Raw genomic sequence first — 18,588 nt, 5'->3', positions numbered from 1 at the left:
TCGTCCTCCTCTGCGTTTGTCGATGGCGTCTCTGTAACTGTCAAGCTAGCTCATGCGGTGAGAATCCGCTTGAGCTCCTGCATCACCAGGCCCGGCAGCTGGTTCACCTGGTTGAGGACGAAGTGCTTCGGGTAGAAGTGGCGCACCGCGTCCGACAGGATGCCGATGCCGACCGTCTCGACGCCCATGCGGGCAGCGGTGGCGATCGTCCGCTTCAAGTGCGCGATCTGCTGGCCCATGTCGCCGTCGGCAGCGGGCTGGCCGTCGGAGAGCACGATCAGCACCTTGCGCTTCTCGGGGCGCTTGAGGATGCGGGCGAGCGCATACTCGACGCTCTCGCCGTCGACGTTGGCGTTCTGGTAGCCCATGTGCGGGGCGGCCGCGAACCGCTGCTTGATCTCGGGCGTGATCCGCTCGTCGAAGCCTTTGAAGATCGGCATGTAGATCGGCATCACCCGCGAGAACTCGATGCCGGTGCGGGTCGCCTCGATGTCGGCTTCCTTCTGGGCCGCGTTCGAGTAGGCGGTCGTGAAGCCGAGAACCTCGTGCTTGATGCCGACCCGCTCCAGGGTCGATGACAGCGCGTAGCTCGCTGTCATCGCGGTCTTCATCTTGATGCCCCACATCGAGCCGCTGTTGTCGTTCAGGAGCGACACCACGACGTCGTTGGACTTGTTCTCGTGCATCCGACGGAACACGCGGTCGTCGCCGGCCAGGACCCGGTGGAGACCCGCCGAGTGCAGCCGACCCGACTTGTAGCCCGGCACGCGGATGACCTGGCTGCGAGCAGCCATCATGCGCTGGATGTCCTTCTGCATGACACCGGTCATGCCGCGCGTCTCATCCTCCAGCTCCGTGACCCACTTGTCGTTCCAGCGGCCGTCCTTGACCGCCTTCTCGCTGTTGTCGATGGCGAGCGGGGCGATCACGTCGAAGTCGCGGGTATAGATGATGTAGTCGGCGTCCATGCCGGCCGAGAGAGCGTCCTCGGAGATCTTCTCGGCGAGCAGCTGGTCGAAGTCGGGCACGTCCATCTCACCGAGATCCTCGGTGCCGCCCTGGCCGTCAGGATCGCCCTCGGCGGTATCCTGGGCCTCGTCGTCCTTCTCGACGGACGCCTTCTCGTCCTCGCCGTCCTCGGGCTCCTCGTCGCTGCTGCCAGGCTTCTTGCCGGGGAGCTTGGGCTCGTCGTCACCCTCCTCGTCCTCATCGGCAGAGGCGGTGTCGTCGTCCTCATCCTCGTCGTCGTCGGACGGGGAGGGCGCGGCCGGGCCGTCATCATCATCCTCGTTGTCAGCGTCGGCCGCGCCGTCGGCGTCCTCGTCATCCTCGTTGTCGAAGAGGTCGTCGAGCTCGCCGCCCTTGCCCTCGTCGTCCGAGAACGTCTTGTAGGCGTTCCAGAGCTTCTGGTCTTGGATGTCGATCGCAACGGACATTTAAGCAGCCTCCCCGAAACCGGTCTTGAGCTTGGTCATGGCGCGGTCGTAGACCTGCTCGATCTCGTCGGCGGGCTTCTTCATGCGCTTGGCGATGTCGGCGAAGTCCTTGCCGCGATCGATGCGAGCGGTGAGCACGCGACGCTCGATGGCCGTGAGCGGGTCCTTGCCGCCCTTGCCCTTCTCGAACTTGCCGTCCTCGCCCTCGTCGTCGTTGTTCTCGGTGCCGGCCTCGTCGTCACCCTCGTCCTCGTCATCGCCTGCCGGCTCGTCGTCCTTCGGCTCGGGCTTGTGCTTCGCCTGCGGGGCAGACGGCTTCTCGGCCGGACCCTCGCCTTCGTCCTCGGGCGTCTTGCCCTTGCCGCCGTTGGGATCGCCCTCTTCCTCGTCCTCTTCGGGCTCGGGTGCGGGCGTGGGCTTCTCGGGCTTCTTCTGCGCCTTGAGGAGGTTCGAGATCTCCTCGGCGAGGTTGTAGCTGTCCTCGCTCGACGCGATCTTGACGATCTTGCCCTGGATCGGCCGGATGCGGTCGATCTTCGCCTTGAGCTGCGGGTGGTTCCAGATGTCGATCTTGTCCAGCCACTCCTGGAAGATCTTCTGGCCCGACCAGGCGCGGGCGATCGGCACGATCATCACGCCGAACATCGTCGCGGCGTCGCCCTTGTCCTCGGCCGTCTTGAACGCCGGGAGGCTGATCTCCGCGATGAAGAACTCGTGCAGCTTGGCGAGATTCCAGCCGGCGCCCTTGAAGGTCTCCATCTGCTTACGCTCGATGAAGGTGTCCTCGAAGATGTTCCAGTAGCTGTGGAAGCGGTCGCCGCGCTCGTGGGCCTTCTTGGTCCACTTCCAGTCGGTATGCAGGACGTGCCCGACCTCGTGGTCGATGAACCCCTGGATCGCGAGGATCAGCTCGGGGCTGGTGTTGTCCGGGATGTGCGGGATGTTGACCCGCTCGGGCTTCATCGTCTTCGGATTCGTCGCGACGTAGGCGCGGGTGCCGCGCTGCGTCACGAGGAGCTTTTGCCCGGCGAGGAGTTGCGTGAGCTTGACGACAACTTCTCGGAGGACCAGAACGTCTCTATTCATCTGTGCGCCTCTTAGTCACTGCTGACTGATTTATTTGTAGCGCACTATCAACGGCTACAAAATAGGGATGATGATGGAATCAGAGCTGGACGTGATGAGAATGATGCACGGCCCGTGCTTCGGATGGATACCGGAATACTGCTCGACCGATCCCATCTCCGCGAACTTTTTCTGCTCCAGCTCGGACACGACATCGAGCGCCGCTTCCTGGGTGACGTGAAGGACGGTGGGATTGAACGGCGTGATGTAGAGCAAGGCGTCGAGATCGTTGGTAGGCGTCTCGAACGGGGCAGACGACGGGACGAGCTTGAGGGCGGCGCTGGACATCGAAACGTGGACCTTTCAGGGGACTGGGCGTATGTAGTCAGTCGTGACTGACCTTTTCAAGGCGAAAAATGGCCGCACGAGGGCGTGCGGCATCCCTGCAACACGGTCTCGACGCGCGGAAACTCCGCGCATCGCCGTCTGTCTTAGGCGCTCTGGGCCACCTTCTTGGCAGCTGCGCGCTTGGTCAGGATCTTCCGGTAGCTGTCGGCCAGCTCACGGACTTCCTTGTCGCCGAGATCGAGGTCGTGACCCTCGTTGGCCTCGCGCAGGGCTGCGATGACCTTGCGCTCACCCGAGGTCGTGATCTGCCCGAGCATCTTGTCGATGACCTTCGGATCGTAGCCACCGGGCTGCTCCATCTGGAGCCGAAGCAAGTGGTTGGGATCGACTTCGAGGGCGTCTGCTAGTGCTGGGACCTTGTCGAAGGGGACCTTGGTCTCGCCGCGCTTGAACATTGAGAGGATGTTGGGCTTCTCGTATCCCGCTTCTAGCGCGATTTCCCGCTGAGATTTGCGCGAGGATAATTCGTCTATGCGCCTGCGCAAGAACTCCGCCATCCGGGTGTTCTCGAAGGGCTTACCAGAGGGAGTTAGCGACACGTCAGGTCTCCTATATTATATGGCTGATCGGATTCATTTGCTCTGATCTGCTGCGTTAAGTGAATTTCTTCATGAGACGCAGAGAACATATAGCGATCAATCAGCGGCGTGTGCGTGGCAAAGCGCAGTTTGCAATTGTATCGACCAACCATACATCGCCATGATATGTCAATACTGACTGTGCTCGATTTTTCGTCCGAAATGGTTTCGGACCGGTTTCCAACACGAAAAATCTTGGCCTTTTCGTCGGTCTAGCTATGAGGTTGTTCATCGAAGCAGGACCATGAATACCGTTGCGATTCGAGAGCCTTAGCCTACGTCGCGAGATCCTTCACGACGGTGCCCCACCGGAACCTAGGTCGCCATTTGGTAGCCTTGTAGTTTTTTCCGTAACCTCTCATGGGCGTTCACAGGATAGTGTCTCGATCCATCGTCGTCAGGGGCCGAACCGTGGGAACAGGGTGCCTCTTCAAGGTTGTCAGATCCGAGCTGCCCGCGCGATCCTGCGGCTGTCACTGAAAGAACTCGCGAAGGTGTCAGGCGTTTCTGACAAGACGTTGCGTCGGTGCGAGAGCGTTGATGGCGTGCCACCCGTCCACCGGAACACCCTGCATCGTATCCAACAGGCGTTCGAGAACCAAGGCGTTGCCTTCATCGACAGCGTCGAGGCGATCGGTCCCGGCCTCTATCTCACCTGGAACCCCATCTTCGACAAAGGCCCGTCCATCTGTGGGATTGCGGATGAGAAGCCGTTCCCCGATAGAAGCGGCGAGCCATAACTTGTTGATAACGCTGTAAGTTCCATAAGATACCTTATGCGAACGGCGCCTCACACGCCCAGAAACCGGGCCGAACTCTCGGACGGTCGGGCGTGCAGATAGCGCCCCGTGGTTGCGACACTAGCGTGCCCCAGCGTTGCCTGCACGAGATGGATCGGGGCGCCCCGGTCGAGGCTGTGTGAGGCGTGAGCGTGGCGCAGCCAGTGCGCTGAGACCTCGGTCGAGAGCCCTGCCCTGGCCGCTGCTGCCTTCACCACCCGATGCACGGAGCTGGGGTCGAGCGACCCGCCCTTCTTCGATCGGAACACCGGAGCGTCAAGTTCGCTTTCCGCGCGCAGCTTCGTGAGCTCCTTCCAGGTTGCGCCAGACAGCAGCACCACCCGCGTCTTGCCGCCCTTCCCGAACACCGTCGCCTGCCCGGCCTGGTCACGCGCGACGAGATCGCGCCAGCGCAAGCCGCAGACCTCGGAGATCCGCAACCCGCCGCCGTAGAGCACGGTCAGCAGCACGCGGTTTCGCATGACGGGCTCCTGCCGGATCAGCAGCAGCGCGTCCGCTTCCGACATGATGCGCTCGGCGAGCGTGTTCTTGATCGGCGGCACCTTCACCGCTGCGCCGATGTTGAAGCGCAGGTAGCCGACCTCCTGAGCGAAGGTGAGCAGGCTTTTGAGCGCCGAGGCCGTGAGCGCGACCGTGGCCGACGATCCGGTTCGGCTCGCGAGGTAGCCTTGCAGGTCGGCGATCCGGATCATGGCGAGCGGCCGGCCGACCCAGGCGAGAAACCGGAACGCCTCGCGCTCGTAGTTGCGCCTGGTGTGCCGGCTCGCCGACCGGGCGATCCAGAGACGGACCATCTGCACGTCGTCGTCGGCCTGGGCCGGCTGTTGAGCCTCGACGGGCTCCGCGACGAGAACGAGGGCGTTGCTCATGCCGTTTTCCTCTGACGCAAGATAAGCGTTCTTGTCTTGCGTCGGCTCCAGACCGTCAGATCGCCGTGTGAACCGTTAAGAAACGCTTGTTGCCACGCTACCCAGAATCGGTCCATGGCTAGTCCTGTGGCTAGAATCGGAAGGCCCCGATGAACGCAGAGGAACGGCTCGCAGAACTCATGGCCGGCGATCAGCGCCGGCAAGCGCGCAGGCGTTCGGCCCTTCGGGAAAAGGGCATGACGCAGCAGAACGTGTGGGTTCCAGCCGAGCTTCGCGACCTCATCGACAAGTCGATTGCGGATGGACGGTTCTCGAACCGCTCCGAGGCGATCTCCTGGGCGCTCCAGAAGGCCTTCAAGGAAGCGAACGCAGCATGACGTAGCGGCAAAAGCAAAACGGCCCCGAGGTTGGGGAACCTCGGAGCCGTTGGGACCAGACATCCTTGGGAAGGAGCCAGGCCGGGTTTGCACCGCCTTAATGCTCCCTTCCCTCGCATTCGTCAAGAACTCCCTTCGGGGAGATCGGTCCCGCTTTGCCTTCTCAACGGAGGGTTGAAGTGGAAACGGGGAACACCGGTCAGCGTCCACTGACTGTTCAAACAATTCGCGGTCGACGACAGTCACTAGATACTGATCGAACCGTGAGCCGGAAGGAGCTGTCTGGTTGCGCGCGAGAGGCTGCGAAGGCCCTCAAGTTGCGCCCGAGCCTTCGCGCTGTCCTCTCGGAGCTCTGCGCCGTGTGGGGCGAGCAGGAGTGGTCTCGCGTCCTGGTCTGGCCCTCGAACGACTATCTCGTCGGGCGCACCGGCCTGTCGGAACGCGGCGTGCGCTACGCTGTGCGCGATCTCGTGCGCGAGGGCCTGGTCACGGTGAAGGACTCGGCCAACGGAAAGCGCTTCGCGATCCGGGCGCCGGGTGGTGCGATCATCGACGCCTACGGGTTCGATCTGACCCCGCTCGTCGCGCGACGGGGCGAATGGGTCGAGAGGCTCGCAAAACTGACCGCCGAGGTTGAGCGCAGGCGGCGTTCGTTCGACTTTTTGACCTGTGCCCGCAGAGACGTGTCGGAAGCGCTCCTGGGGCTTGCTACGCGACACCCCGAAATATCCTCCCACGATCTCCGCGCGGCGCAGGCGGATCTGGAAGCATCTTCTCCAAACCGCCGAAGCGGGCCTGAGCCGAGCTCGGAGCTGCTCGACGCCTGGTCCGAGCTTCGGGCCATGGTCGAGGAACGGTTCTATCAAGCCGGCTGTGCCGGCAATTCGTGCCCTCACATAGAAACAGACAACGGGTCTCCTAGTGAGCCTTGTAGCAAAAGTCCTCCGAGAAGGGCGGGTCATCCTGTCGATGAGGCGGCCCTGACGCCGGAATTGGTCCTTGACGCCTTGCCTGCGGCGCGGGCGTTCGCGCCCGCTGAGATTCTAAATGTGGCAGAGCTCGTCGACCTCGGTCAGAGCCTGCGGGCTGCGATCGGCGCGCATCAGTCGGCATGGGCCGAGGCGTGCGAATCTCTCGGCCGGCTCAAGGCCGCCCTCCTCGTCCTGGTCGTCACCCAGATCCACGACGACGACGTGACCTCGGGTGAGAACCGGATCCGCAATCCAGGCGGCTACTTCCGGGGCCTGGTGCGCCTGGCGTCGGAGGGCCGCTATGCGGTCGAGACTGAGATTCTGGCGATGCGACGGAGGAGGATGCAGTGATGACGGATGCAGAGAAGATCGAGAACCTGGAGCAGCAGGTGCGCCAGCTCCAGGACGCCATGAAGCTGCTCGGAGAGTTCAACCTGAAAAACGGTTTCTATAAAGCGTGGTTGCAGGCCTACACGGCAACCCATATGCCGACGGATGACCGCGTGGATACGCCAGAGACGGAGCATATGCTCAACGTGTTGCAGTATCTCGGCACCGCGGACAACAAGTGATGGTCGTCAGGGATGGGATTGAACCACCGACCCCAGTCTTATCAGGACTGTGCTCTACCACTGAGCTACCCGACGCCATGGTCGCGGAAGCTGGACTTGAACCAGCGACAACGGCCTTATGAGGGCCGCGCTCTACCAACTGAGCTACTCCGCGAGGGGTTAGGGAAGGAGGGCTTTCGCCCGCAACGGTGAGCCCTCTGGCCGACCGTCCGACAACCCGCTCCCCCACACTGGGATGAGCCCGTCCTTGGGTATCCGCCTCACGTAGCTTGGCAAACGTGCGCGGCGCGGAACAGGGCTCACATAAAAAGGGCGACCCCGTAGGGCCGCCCTATGCACACAGAGGAAACACGACGAAGCGTCGGCTGCCGAAGACCGTTCTACGGGTCGCTCAGAAGTAAGTCAACGGTGACTTTCCTCTGACCGCCCGATTTTATGCGGCGACCTTGAGCTGCTCGTCCTTGTCATCGCGCCACCTGACGAAGCGCGGGTGACGAAGCGAGCCGTCGGGCGTGACCTCGTGATACTCGACCTCGATCAGCCGACCGAGCACGCGCGCCTGCTTCTCGACCGGTCCCAGGAAGTCGTCCCAGATCTCACGCCGCTGCGCGTCGCTGAAACCGCCGCCCACGCGCACCTGCACGCCGGCCCGGTCCACGATCAGGCCGCCCAGCGACCCGACATACTTGCCCTCGCCCTCGAAGGCACCGACGACCCGCAGATCCTCCGTGCTCTCGTTCTTCATCTTCATCCAGAGGAAGCCCTTCTTCTTGACGTAGCTGGCGTCGAACGGCTTCACCATCGCGCCTTCGAGACCGGCCGCCCGGTGCTCGTCGTAGATGGCCTCGATCTCCTCGACCGACTTGGCCGTGCGCAGGTCCGTCATGACGATCGGGTGATCCTTCGGCGCGAAGCCCCGGACCCACTGCGCGAAGCCCCGGCGGATCTTGAAGGGGATCTTGATCTCGGGCGTGTCGGTCGCAAGCATCTGCTTGGCCGGCAGAGCGTCGAACAGGTTGATGACCGAGTCCTTCGCCTGCTCGCTCTTGCGCTTCACGTCGCCCGAGGTCTTGTTGAACGAGCCGGCCGTGATCTCGCTGTCGAGCGCGAGCGACGGGCCGGCGTCACCGCCCAGCAGCTTGTAGTAGACCTCGACCAGACGGCTCGTGGACTGCTCGCGCTTCGCGGTCTCCCAGGCAGCCTGCACCATCGAGACCTGGCCCGGTCCCAGGTGATCGAGCGCCGGGAAGTGGTTGCCGACGCGCGAGAAGAACTTGCCCGTGCCGTCCTTCACGATGCAGAGCGCCCGCAGGCCATCGAGCTTGGGCTCGACAGCGACCGGCCACGCCTTCACGCGCTTGGCCTCGAAGGGCTTGGACAGCATCACGTCGAAGGTGGGCACCGTGCCGGGCAGGACCGTGTTGATGGTCTTCTCGGTGATGCCGCAGCGGAGATCCTTCCGGAGCATCCGCCACAGCAGAGCGGCCGACTGCCCGTCGAGGTCGGCGAGCATCCGCTCGACCGCGATCTTGGCCGCGTTCCCGGTCAGCTCCCGCTTCGAGAGCTGGTGCAGCATGATCCAGGGCTGCGGGTCGTCGCCGCCGAAGCTGCGCGTGCCGGGCGTGGTCGGCGGCTCGGGCGGGGTGATCCCGAAGGTGATGAACGGGTCGTAGGCGATCGTGACCACCTGGCGCACCAGCTCGTCGCCGATGTGCTCGCGCAGGAGATCCTCCTTCGCCGTTCGGGAGGACGTGTTGTCGATCTGGATCAGCAGCTTAAGGACGTCATTCGAGTTCACGGTTCGTTCCCTAGTTGTTGGGGTGGAAGAGGGCGGCCATCAGGAGGAAGAAGCCGGTCCAGGGGCTCACGTCCCAGACCGACCAGGCGGCGAGCCACATGCAGATGCTGAACATCAGGCGGCCTTCTGGGCGGTGAGCTGACGGGCGCGCTCCAGCAGCGACATCGGCTGGGCTCCGCTCGGGGCCGGCGCGGGTGCTGAGACCTTCGGGGCGGGCTTGGGCTTCGGAGCCGGGGCGGGCTTCTCGACCTTCGCGGCCGGCGCCGGCTCGGGCTCTGCGACGGGATCGGGCTTCGGGGCGCTCTGGGCGGCCCGTGAGAGCGCTGCGCCCATGTCACCGCTCATCGCAGCGCGGGTGATGTCGTCGCGCTCTGCGCCCTCCCCTGACGTTCCTACGGGGCCGCTGTCGCGCGAGACCGCTGCGAGCTTCACGCCCGCGATCGGCTTGGCGCGCTTCGAGGGCTTGGCACCCGACGAGGCTGCCTCGTTGGCCGCGATGATCGCCTCGCGCTCCTCGGGCGACGGGTTGTAGGTGTCGATCATGTGGGCGAGCACGATGATCGGCCGGATCGCATCGAGATGCTTGTCCGACAGCGACACGAGCTTGGGCTCGGCCGAGAAGTAGGGGTCGGCCCCGTTCGCCCGGATGTCGCGATTGATCCAGTAGATCGGGCACTTCGAGGACGAGATGCAGGCCTGGCAGCCCTTGCGCTCCGAGCCGCCTTTGGCGCGGGCGACCTTCTGCTCCAGCGAGAAGCAGTCGGCGAGCCGGGTCTCGGCTCCGAAGATCGGGCAGGCGATCCGGGCCTCGTTCTTCTCGGACAGGGTCTTGATGTGCATGTCAGAACATTCCCCAGGTTGGATCCGCTTCGAGCTCGGCGCGCACCTGCGCAGCCTCGTCCGCGAAGCGATCGAGTTCGGCTTGCTCGGCCAGGGCGACCGAGCGGTTGTGGAGAAGGACGGTGAGCCGGCGCTGCGGCTCGCGCAGCGCGACGATGACCTCGGCGCGAGCCATGCGCTCCAGCGCAGCGAACAGCGGCGGCATCCACTCGCGGGTGTTCGGGACGACGACCGCCTCGGACACTACCAGGCGCCCCAGTTCTCGTTCTCGGCGACCTTCTGCTCGACGGTCGGCTCGGCTTCGACGAACTTGTGCTTGGGCTGGTAGCCCTTGTGGACCATCTTGCCGTCGGCGCCCTCCTCCCAGGTCGGCAGGTCCGGGTCCTTCGCGCCGGCCGTGTCGATGCCGGGGACGAGCCACTCCAGCTCCGACTTCATGCCGGTCCAGTAGATCAGCCCGAGAGCCTTGCGGAACGCGTCCTCGTCGTCGGCATCCTTCGAGAGGTCGGCGCGCTGGTCGTAGACGTAGCCGCCCCTCTCCTTCGTGCTGCGCTTGGCGTTGAGCGCCTCGACGGCGAGCTTCGGGTTGGAGAAGCGATGGAACTCCATCTGCCCCTTCTGGCCGCGCTTGCCCCAGCGGTTGACGACGAGACAGCGCTCGTCGTCCGTCACGATCAGGACCTGGTGGTAGTCCTTCTCGTGCGTGCGATGCTTCATGGTGATCTTGCGGATCACGATCGGATAGGCCGACATGCTCTCCTCGCTGCGCTCTGTGTGCGTTCGTTCGAGTTCAGTTATAGCGACGTGCTCGCGGCAAATCAGTCAGCAGTGACTGGTAAAATCACGCCGCGAGCTGGATGCGCTTGGCAGCGCTGTCGCGGGCGAGCTCGCGCCGCGCCTGCGTGTAGGGGTTCTGGAGACGCCACTTCACCGCGAGCTGGGCGGAATAGGGCGTCGCGCCGTAGATCGCCTGCCGGGTGATGGCGCCGTCGCACTCGTTCGGATCGGTGTCGAGCGGCATCAGGGCGATCTTGACCCGCAAGGAGATCTTCCGGAGCTGCTCGGCCGCCTTGAGCGCGGCAGCCAGGGCGTCGGGCGTGCCGTCCCAGACGATGATGACCTCTTCCAGCCCGTGCTTGCGCAGGGTCAGGAAGCAGCCGATCTGATCGCGGCCGTTGGCGTCGCCGTAGGACAGGTGCTTGCCGAACGAGCCGACCGGGGTGATGTCGCGAAGCGCGGGATCGGCATCGAGGGCGAGCTTGAGCCCGAAGACGTCGAAGGCGCCCTCCCCCATCGCGACCCGCTTCGAGCGCACCGCGTTCTGCCCGTTGTAAAGGAACCGGCCGGTGCCCGGCAGGCCCTTCGGGAAGAGGTATTTGGGGTCTGCGTTCCCGAGCACGTCGCGGCCCTGGAACGTCACGAGCTCGCCGTCGAGATCGAACACCGGGATGATGAGCCGCTGCTCGAATTTCTGCCCGCCCTTCGAGCCGTCCTCCTTCGTGAAATTCCACCAGCCGCTGTCGCAGTAGCGAAGGTGGAAGTAGGCAGCCATCTCCGCGTCGATCCCGCGCCCTTCGAGGTAGGTCAGGTTCTGGCCGTCGGGCGTCGGCAGCGGGAAGCTGTCGGGGAGCTTCACGGCGCCCGTGGTGATCGCGACCGGCGTCTTGCGCTTGGGTCTCCAGCCCTGGTCGGCCAGGTGCTGCTTGACGTGCCGGAAGGTCTCGGCCCACTTCGACGCCTTCGGGTCGCCGTGCAGGTGGGTGTGGATGAACCCGAGCTTGGAGAAGCGGGCGTTGCAGATGAAGCAGTTGCCGACGCCGGTCTCGGCGTTCAGGTAGACGCGGTAGCGGCTGTCCCCGCAGGTCGAATCCGGGCACTCCTGGACGTTGATCTGCATCCCGGACGAGCCTTGCGTCATCTTGTAGGCGACGCCCTCGCTATCGAACCACTGTTCGAGGTCGAGCTCCTCGGACAGCTCCTTGATGTCGTCGCTCATCCCTTGCCCTTTCTGCGCCGCTTGCGACGCTCCTTGCGGTAGGTCTCCTGGTAGTCGAGCGCCCCGAGGGGGACGCCCGGCGAGCCGGCGCGACGGTAGGAGGCGAGCGCCTTCGCGTAGGCGACGCGCGCCTCCTCCGACCACGAGAGGACGGCCGCGAACTCGGCCGTCACCTGCTGGGGCGTCATGGGCCAGCTCATCAGAACCCCACCGAGATGACCGACTTGATGAACTGCATCCGCGACCGGTCCTGCTTGACCCGGATCACGAGGCCTTCCTCGCCGTTGCGGTGCGCGACGAACTCGATGCGCGCCTCGTTGATCGCCTTCTCGTCCGTCGTCGCCGAGATCGCGATGACCACGTCTGCGATACGGATCTTGTTGTAGTCCTCGGCCACGTCGGTCGCTTTGACTGACGTAGACTTGGCGCCCTCGCGGTTCGTCTGCGTCGCGGTCAGCATCGCAGCGTTTTCCTCGAACGCGATGGCCCGGAGATCCAGCCAGATCGACTTGGAGTTCTCGATCGGGCTGTCGTTGCGGAACTCGGGCGCCATGATGTCCGCGTAGTCGCAGATGATGAGGTCGAAGATGACGCCCTGCGCGCGGTAGCGCTGGAGGATGCGGCGCATCTGCGAGGGCTTGAGCGTGCCCGACGGGAACTCGTGGACGATGAACTTGCCGGCCTTCGCCTCGGCCGCCTTGATGAGCGCCTCGACCTTGAACGGATCGTCGTTGAGACCCTTCATCAGGGTCTCGGAGATGTTCGCGTCGAGACGATCCGCAATGATCCGCGCGGCCACTTCGAGCGTGAAGTAGATGACGTTGAAGCCGGCGAAGGACGCATACTTGCCGAAGTCGGCGATCGACATCGACTTGCCGCCCTTCGCGGGCGCCATCATCGCGTTCAGCTCCTTCCGACCCCATCCGCCGTGGTAGAGCATCTTGTCGATCTCGGGGATGCCGGTGGTGATCCCGTCCTTCTTGAGCGTGCCCGTGGCGACCGCGACGCGGTGCTTGGTGCGGTTCCCGATCTCGGCCCAGTAGTCGTAGGCGCCCATGTCGTCGTTCGCCCCGACGAGGCGAGCAGCATCCATGCGCTTGCCGGCGCGGTCGAAGTCGCCGGCTTCGAGATCCTGGGCGGCGCCGAGGATCGCGTCCTCGATCGCACGGTGCCGGGCGAAGGTCGCGACCTCCTCGACCACGAAGTCGCGGTCGGAGATGTCGGTCGTGAGCAGGTCGCGGATGCGCTCCTTCACGTCGTCGACCATGTCCTTGCGGATGATCTTCTTCGCGATGGCATCCTTGGTCAGCTTGAACAGCGTGACCTTGTCCGGCGCCTTCTTGTAGGTCTTGAAGTAGTCGCTCGCGAGCTTGACGAGGACTGCGGTCGCCGTCTCCTCGAAGAAGAACGGCATGATGAGGCCGTCGGTGCGGTTCGCGAACCCGGTGTCGCGGACCACCATCGCGGCGATCTTGTTCTGGAACTCGATGTCGAAATCGTAGCGCGCAGCCGCAACAGCGGGCGTCGCGCCAGTCTCGGCCTCGTCGGGATCAACGTGCGCCGTCATGCTGGCTTACTCCGCGAACTGGTAGCTGCGGATCGAGTGCTTGGAAAAAGTCACTACTGACTGACCATTCTCGTCAGCGAAACGGACCTTGAGCGTGAACTGATCCGCCTCGGCGAGGTAGCCCTCGATCTTCGAGCCGTCGGTCAGGGTCAGGATGAAGGGCTTGCCGCGACGCTCGCGCAGCTCGTCCTGGTGGTTCCAGGCCTTCGGCTTGGGCGGGGTCAGCTTGGGGCGAGCGCCGATCGTGCGACGCTCGACGTGAGCAGGGCGTGCGTGGTTCATCTGGTGTGCTCTCATGCTGTCGTGAGTGTCAGTTATAGCGAGACGCGCGAGGCGTTTCTCAGCGAACGTCGTCGGCCCGCTGCATGACCTCGGGGCCGAAGCGCCCGACGATCTTTTCGGCTGGCAGCATCTGGGCCGTGTAGACGAGGTTGGCGATCAGACGGGCCGGATTCGAGCGCTTGCCGATCTGGTTCAGGAGCCATTCGTGGTGCGCGTCCTGGATCGGCGAGGCCGCGTAGCGCTCGTTCTTGAAGCGGTCGTCCTTGCCCACGTAGAGGATGCCAGTCTGCCGGTCCTCCCAGGTCTCGTTGACGGCCGTAAGCAGATCGAAGTTGTAGAGATGGCTCGGTCGGGGCAGGTAGTCCTTCTTGCACTTGCGCAGGGACCAGTGCATCGCGATGGCGATGAACACGTCGTAGGGCATCCCCATGCCGTCGGCCATCTGACGGGCCTTCCACAGGCCGACCCGGTCGCGGTCGGCCTGCTTCATGTCGAAGGGATCGGCGCTCTTGATCCCCTTCACGTATTCCGCCTTCGCGCTGTCCATGTTCTCCTTGAACATGCGCTTGTAGACGTCCCGGTAGGCGTCAGCGAACAGGTAGGTCGCGTGGACAGGGTTGAGCCAGCGGTAGTCGAACCACTTGCTCCCCATCAGCCAACGCTCGGGCTCGACCAGCTTCGCTCCGAGTGCCAGCATGATGTCGTGGCACTTGTCGAGAGGCGTATCGAGCCCGAAAATCGCGTCGTCTGCTACCTGATCCGTCATCACTCTGCCTTGAGGAACCTCTCGACGCCGCTGCGGTCGTCGTTGTCGTTGCTCTCGTTATAGCGATCAGCGACAGGCGTTTCGTTGACGCGCTGATTTCCGCTTCCGACCAGTTGTAGAAGGTGTGATGGCCCGCTTTCAGGCGCTTGACGCCTATGCAACATCAGCGGTGAACTGCACTTCCACCTACCCCCAGGCTGGTCACGGCATCTTCAGGACGGCTCGCCGTGGGGCGACAAGGCCTCGATGATGCGGCAGTCGGCGACCGAGCCGCACCCGCACTGACCGATGACGTCCCGCAACTCACTGGCAAGGCGGGCTAGGTCGGCAAGCTTGCGCTCGACCTCCGCCAGATGCACCCGCGCAATCGTATCGACCTCGGCACAGGAACGGTCGCGGTCGTCGGCCAGAGCGAGAAGCTCCCGGATCTGGTCCACCGTGAAGCCGAGGTCCCGGCCACGGCGGATGAAGCTCAGGCGGCGCAAGTGCTCTGGCCCGTAGAGCCGATAGTTGCTCGACGACCGAGGTGGGGTCGGCAGGAGCTTCACCTTCTCATACCACCGGACCGTCTCGACGTGCGTGTTCGTCGCCGCGGCGAGATCACCGATGGTCATGGAGGATGCGTGCGCCACGGCCTTGACCCTGTAGTTGCTACAGGGTGCATGTAGGGTCTCCGACCGCCTGGCGTGAAGCCTGGGGTGGCGGAGCGAGCCACGACAGGGACGGGACCGATGGAAGTGACGGCCGCGGCGACGGCGCTGCGTTATCGTGTGAAGGGCATGGATTGCCCGAGTTGCGCGACCAAGATCGAGACGGCGGTGACCCGCCTTCCGGGTGTCGGGGACGTGCGCGTCAACTACACGGCGCAGGTCCTGGACCTGGTGCTCGACGAGGGCGCGACGCGTCGGGGGGACCTGGAGGAGCGGATCGCCGGGCTCGGCTACGGCGTCGCCTCCCTGCCCACCGCCGCCGATCTCGCCCGAGCCCACGCCAGCGGCGATGCGGTTCCCGTCATTGAGGAGGAGGAAAGCGAGCCACCGGCCTGGCGCAGCCGCAAGGGGTTCCTAGCCCTCGCGATCGCCGTCCTGTTCGCGGTGGGCTTCCTCTTGGACCGCATCCGGCCAGAACTGGCCGGTGAATACGCCTACTGGCCGGGCGCCCTCCTTGGGCTCACCTTCTACGGACGCAGGGCCATCGCCGCGGCACGCAACGGTTCGCCCTTCTCCATCGAGATGCTGATGTCGGTCGCGACCCTCGGGGCGCTGGCCATCCATGCCTCCGAGGAAGCCGCCGTCGTCGTCCTGCTGTTCACCGTCGGCGAGCTGCTCGAAGGCTTCGCGGCTGGTCGGTCCCGGGCCGGCATCAAGGCGCTCGTCGGGCTGGTGCCGAAGACGGCCCGGCTGGTCGAAGACGGCGACGGTGCCGTCCGCGAGGTGCCGGCCGCCACCCTGGTGATCGGCCAGACCGTTCTGGTGCGCCCAGGCGACCGCGTTCCCGCTGACGGGGAGGTCACGGACGGTGCGTCGAGCCTCGACGAGTCCCCCATCACAGGGGAATCCGTGCCTCGGCCGAAGGGGGTCGGTGACACGGTCTATGCAGGGAGCGTCAACGCGGACGGCGCCCTGCAGGTTAGGGTGACCCGGATGCCGTCCGACAACACCGTCGCCCGCATCCTGCACATGGTCGAGGAGGCGCAGGCGTCGAAGTCGCCGACCGCCCGCTTCATCGACCGCTTCAGCGCCGTCTACACGCCGGTCGCCTTCGGGGTCGCCGCGCTGGCGGCGCTCGGTCCGCCCCTTCTGCTCGGCGCTGACTGGGGCAACTGGATCTATCGCGGACTAGCGCTGCTCCTCATTGCCTGCCCCTGCGCCCTCGTGCTCTCCACCCCGGCTGCCATCGCCTCTGGGCTCGCCGCTGGGGCTCGGCGGGGGCTTCTGGTCAAGGGAGGCGCGGCCCTGGAGACTATCGGCCGGGTCCGAACTGTGGCCTTCGACAAGACTGGGACACTCACGGCCGGGCGTCCGAGGGTGACGGATGTCCTGCCGTTCGTCCCGGACATGACGGATCGCACCCTGCTCGGGCTCGCGGCGGCGGTCGAGGCCGGATCGAGCCATCCCATCGCCCGGGCCCTCCTCGAACGGGCGGAAGCGGATGGCATCCCCCTGCGGCCCGTCCGGGACGCCAGGGCGGTGCCCGGCAAGGCCGTCCAAGCCACGGTTGCGGGCCGCATGGTGGTGGTCGCATCCCCGCGCCATGCGGTGACGCTGGCCAGTCTCGCTCCGGAGGCCGAAGCCGCGGTGCAGGCCCTTGAGGAAGCGGGCAAGACCGCCGTCGTCGTGGTCCGGGATGGCGAGGCGCTCGGGGTGGTGGCGGTCCGCGACGAGCCCCGCCCGGATGCTCAAGCCGGCGTCGCCGCCTTGCGTCGGCTCGGGGTCGAATGCGTGATGCTGACCGGCGATAACCGGCGCACCGGCGAGGCGATTGCCAAGGGCCTCGGGCTCTCGGTTCGCGCCGACCTGTTGCCGGGGGACAAGCTCACCGAGATCACGACACTGAAGGAGGCGGGGCCGATTGCCATGGTCGGCGACGGCATCAACGATGCGCCTGCACTCGCCTCGGCCAGCGTCGGCATCGCCATGGGCGGAGGCACGGACGCAGCCCTAGAGACCGCGGATGCCGCCGTTCTCAACGACCGGGTCGCGGACGTGGCAGCCTTAGTCGTCCTCTCCCGCTCGACCCTCGGCAACATCCACCAGAATGTCGCCATCTCCCTCGGGCTGAAGGCGGTGTTCCTCGTCACCACGCTGGCGGGGATCACGGGCCTGTGGCCGGCCATCCTGGCGGACACCGGCGCGACGGTCCTGGTCACCGCCAACGCGCTGCGCCTCCTCCGGGCCTGAGATGATGCCGCCGGTCCGGACGGGCGTTCGGGCTCGACGAGCTCCAGGATGAAGAACTCGAAGGCGTCCGGGCCGTGCTTGGCCCAGGCGCGCTGCAAGTAGGAGTTCTGGTGATCGCCGCGAGCCAGGTAGCTGTAATGAACGGACCAGCGCCGAGTGATATGGACGGCACTACCGATGTAATGCCGTCCGTTATTCAAGTTTAGGATGGCGTATATGCCACTAAGCCGCTTCGTCAATTCTGAGGGTCCTCTTGAGACCCTCATCGTAGACTTCCCGCTCGTCGTTGTCGGCAACAAAACCTGCCGAAACCGGATTTTCATACGCGGTCAAAACGTCCTGACAGAAGCCCGACCGGACCACGTCCTCGCGCGTGAACTCGATCACGCCGACCGAGGCCACCTTGCGCAGGCGCTTCACGGCATCAACCAGCCCGCTCGGGCCGGGGATGTCCTTCTGGGCCGGATCGCCGTTGACCACGACGCGGGTCTCGACGCCGATGCGGGTGAGGAACATCTTCATCTGGCCGGGCGTGGTGTTCTGCGCCTCGTCGAGCAGCACGTCGGCGTGCTTGAGGGTGGAGCCACGCAGGAGCGCCAGCGGCCGGGCCTCGATCTTGCCGGCCTTGATGAGATACTCGGTGAAGCCCTTGCCGAGGATCTCCTCGAAGGCCTCGCGCACGGGGCGGAAGTAGGGCTCGAACTTCTCGTCCAGCTCGCCCGGCAGGAAGCCGAGGTTCTCGCCAGCCTCGACGGCGGGGCGGGTGATGATGACCCGGTCGGTCTCGCCGTCACGCAGGCGCTCGGCCATGCGAGCAGCGGCATACCAGGTCTTGCCGGTGCCTGCGCAGCCCAGGGCGAACGTGCAGGTGTTGGCGTTCATCAGGGCCTCGAAGCGCGCCTGCGCCTCGTTGAGCGGCTCCACAGGGGTCTTGCGAGCCTTCACGGGCGGGACGGCCGCGAACTCCTCGGTGACAAGCTGGAGCAGAGGACCGTGGCCTCCGCGCTTGCCCTTGCGGGTGTCGGTGCGGACGGTGCGGGCGGCGGCCTTACGGGCAGGTGCCTTACGGGTGCTCATGGTAGCTCGACTCCGGGGTCGGGGTGCAGGGAAAGAGAGCGTGCGTGATAAGTAAGCACTGACTGATCTCTGGACGCAAGCAAGAAGTGTCGTGCCCAGAAACGCGAAAGGCCGCCCGTGGGCTGTTGATTTCCGCTGAGAGTTGACCCGGCGGAGCCGGAAGTTTCCATCGAGAAGTGACCCGTGTCTGAACCCACCCCTGGCTTTTTGGTCGGGGGGTCATGGAGTGATCGACATGGCGTTATTGAGTGTCATTCGGCGCTGGGCGTTCCGAGAAGGGATGCCG

The 18,588-nt window shown here is 64.9% G+C and carries 21 protein-coding genes and 2 tRNA genes; 5 read left to right on the top strand and 18 right to left on the bottom strand.

What is annotated here, in order from left to right; all coding sequences use genetic code 11:
- Positions 1-50: 50 nt before the first annotated feature.
- The 4 genes from FV222_RS01530 to FV222_RS01515 form a co-directional block, all read right to left on the bottom strand.
- Positions 51-1,436 (bottom strand): VWA domain-containing protein, encoded by a 1,386-nt coding sequence (locus FV222_RS01530; protein WP_147812766.1) that lies wholly within the window; start codon positions 1,434-1,436, stop codon positions 51-53.
- Positions 1,437-2,522 carry a hypothetical protein gene (locus FV222_RS01525; RefSeq protein WP_147812765.1) on the bottom strand — a complete coding sequence of 362 codons (1,086 nt, stop codon included), beginning with the start codon at positions 2,520-2,522 and terminating at the stop codon, positions 1,437-1,439.
- Positions 2,523-2,576: 54 nt separating this feature from the next.
- Positions 2,577-2,849 (bottom strand): hypothetical protein, encoded by a 273-nt coding sequence (locus FV222_RS01520; protein ID WP_147812764.1) that lies wholly within the window; start codon positions 2,847-2,849, stop codon positions 2,577-2,579.
- Positions 2,850-2,992: 143 nt separating this feature from the next.
- The gene (locus FV222_RS01515; RefSeq protein ID WP_147812763.1) at positions 2,993-3,406 is read right to left on the bottom strand and encodes a helix-turn-helix transcriptional regulator; all 414 of its coding nucleotides are present in this window, start codon (positions 3,404-3,406) and stop codon (positions 2,993-2,995) included.
- Between the two features lie 503 nt (positions 3,407-3,909).
- On the opposite strand from FV222_RS01515, the gene FV222_RS01510 reads away from it, so the two are divergent.
- Positions 3,910-4,227: a helix-turn-helix transcriptional regulator gene (locus FV222_RS01510; protein WP_147812762.1), complete on the top strand. Its 318-nt coding sequence runs from the start codon at positions 3,910-3,912 to the stop codon at positions 4,225-4,227.
- 50 nt (positions 4,228-4,277) lie between these two features.
- On the opposite strand, the gene FV222_RS01505 is transcribed toward FV222_RS01510, so the two are convergent.
- Complete coding sequence (locus FV222_RS01505) at positions 4,278-5,156, bottom strand: tyrosine-type recombinase/integrase (RefSeq protein WP_147812761.1); 879 nt, start codon at positions 5,154-5,156, stop codon at positions 4,278-4,280.
- Positions 5,157-5,335: 179 nt separating this feature from the next.
- Between FV222_RS01505 and FV222_RS01500 the strand changes: the two genes are divergently transcribed.
- The 3 genes from FV222_RS01500 (at position 5,336) to FV222_RS01490 (ending at position 7,076) form a co-directional block, all read left to right on the top strand.
- Complete coding sequence (locus tag FV222_RS01500; RefSeq protein ID WP_246685273.1) at positions 5,336-5,533, top strand: ribbon-helix-helix domain-containing protein; 198 nt, start codon at positions 5,336-5,338, stop codon at positions 5,531-5,533.
- A gap of 179 nt (positions 5,534-5,712) precedes the next feature.
- Positions 5,713-6,855, top strand: coding sequence for a plasmid replication protein RepC (gene repC, locus FV222_RS01495; protein WP_147812759.1), 1,143 nt, complete (start codon positions 5,713-5,715; stop codon positions 6,853-6,855).
- Positions 6,855-7,076 carry a hypothetical protein gene (locus FV222_RS01490; RefSeq protein WP_147812758.1) on the top strand — a complete coding sequence of 74 codons (222 nt, stop codon included), beginning with the start codon at positions 6,855-6,857 and terminating at the stop codon, positions 7,074-7,076. Before repC ends, FV222_RS01490 begins: the two co-directional genes overlap by 1 nt.
- Here FV222_RS01490 and FV222_RS01485 read toward each other — a convergent pair.
- The 12 genes from FV222_RS01485 to FV222_RS01430 form a co-directional block, all read right to left on the bottom strand.
- Positions 7,077-7,151 (bottom strand) — tRNA-Ile (locus FV222_RS01485).
- 3 nt (positions 7,152-7,154) lie between these two features.
- Positions 7,155-7,230, bottom strand: a tRNA-Met gene (locus FV222_RS01480).
- A gap of 279 nt (positions 7,231-7,509) precedes the next feature.
- Positions 7,510-8,874, bottom strand: a complete 1,365-nt coding sequence (locus FV222_RS01475; RefSeq protein WP_147812757.1) for a hypothetical protein — start codon at positions 8,872-8,874, stop codon at positions 7,510-7,512.
- Between the two features lie 114 nt (positions 8,875-8,988).
- Positions 8,989-9,714 carry a hypothetical protein gene (locus FV222_RS29275; RefSeq protein WP_187277167.1) on the bottom strand — a complete coding sequence of 242 codons (726 nt, stop codon included), beginning with the start codon at positions 9,712-9,714 and terminating at the stop codon, positions 8,989-8,991.
- A gap of 1 nt (position 9,715) precedes the next feature.
- Complete coding sequence (locus tag FV222_RS01465; RefSeq protein WP_147812756.1) at positions 9,716-9,958, bottom strand: hypothetical protein; 243 nt, start codon at positions 9,956-9,958, stop codon at positions 9,716-9,718.
- Positions 9,958-10,467 carry a WGR domain-containing protein gene (locus FV222_RS01460; protein ID WP_147812755.1) on the bottom strand — a complete coding sequence of 170 codons (510 nt, stop codon included), beginning with the start codon at positions 10,465-10,467 and terminating at the stop codon, positions 9,958-9,960. Before FV222_RS01460 ends, FV222_RS01465 begins: the two co-directional genes overlap by 1 nt.
- Positions 10,468-10,555: 88 nt before the next feature.
- Positions 10,556-11,710 (bottom strand): DNA primase, encoded by a 1,155-nt coding sequence (locus tag FV222_RS01455; protein ID WP_147812754.1) that lies wholly within the window; start codon positions 11,708-11,710, stop codon positions 10,556-10,558.
- Positions 11,707-11,910 (bottom strand): hypothetical protein, encoded by a 204-nt coding sequence (locus FV222_RS01450; RefSeq protein ID WP_210248427.1) that lies wholly within the window; start codon positions 11,908-11,910, stop codon positions 11,707-11,709. The genes FV222_RS01455 and FV222_RS01450 overlap by 4 nt, the downstream gene beginning before the upstream one ends.
- Complete coding sequence (locus tag FV222_RS01445) at positions 11,910-13,277, bottom strand: DnaB-like helicase C-terminal domain-containing protein (RefSeq protein ID WP_147812752.1); 1,368 nt, start codon at positions 13,275-13,277, stop codon at positions 11,910-11,912. The genes FV222_RS01450 and FV222_RS01445 overlap by 1 nt, the downstream gene beginning before the upstream one ends.
- Before the next feature lie 6 nt (positions 13,278-13,283).
- Entirely contained in the window at positions 13,284-13,559 is a 276-nt protein-coding gene (locus FV222_RS01440; protein ID WP_147812751.1) for a hypothetical protein, read from the bottom strand.
- 58 nt (positions 13,560-13,617) lie between these two features.
- Positions 13,618-14,325, bottom strand: a complete 708-nt coding sequence (locus FV222_RS01435; protein ID WP_147812750.1) for a hypothetical protein — start codon at positions 14,323-14,325, stop codon at positions 13,618-13,620.
- Positions 14,326-14,537: 212 nt separating this feature from the next.
- A complete protein-coding gene (locus FV222_RS01430; RefSeq protein WP_147812749.1) occupies positions 14,538-14,939 on the bottom strand; it encodes a helix-turn-helix domain-containing protein in 402 nt (133 codons plus the stop codon).
- 117 nt (positions 14,940-15,056) lie between these two features.
- Here FV222_RS01430 and FV222_RS01425 point away from each other — a divergent pair, with 117 nt between their 5' ends.
- On the top strand, positions 15,057-17,225 hold the full coding sequence (locus FV222_RS01425) for a heavy metal translocating P-type ATPase (protein ID WP_147812748.1): 2,169 nt from the start codon (positions 15,057-15,059) through the stop codon (positions 17,223-17,225).
- A 222-nt stretch (positions 17,226-17,447) separates the two neighbouring features.
- Here FV222_RS01425 and FV222_RS01415 read toward each other — a convergent pair whose 3' ends face one another.
- Entirely contained in the window at positions 17,448-18,302 is an 855-nt protein-coding gene (locus tag FV222_RS01415) for a PhoH family protein (protein ID WP_147812747.1), read from the bottom strand.
- Positions 18,303-18,588 lie beyond the last annotated feature (286 nt).

Source organism: Methylobacterium sp. WL103, from assembly GCF_008039885.1.
In the GTDB taxonomy this organism is placed as follows: Bacteria; Pseudomonadota; Alphaproteobacteria; order Rhizobiales; family Beijerinckiaceae; genus Methylobacterium; species Methylobacterium cerastii.
This window is presented reverse-complemented; position numbering and strand designations above follow the sequence as displayed.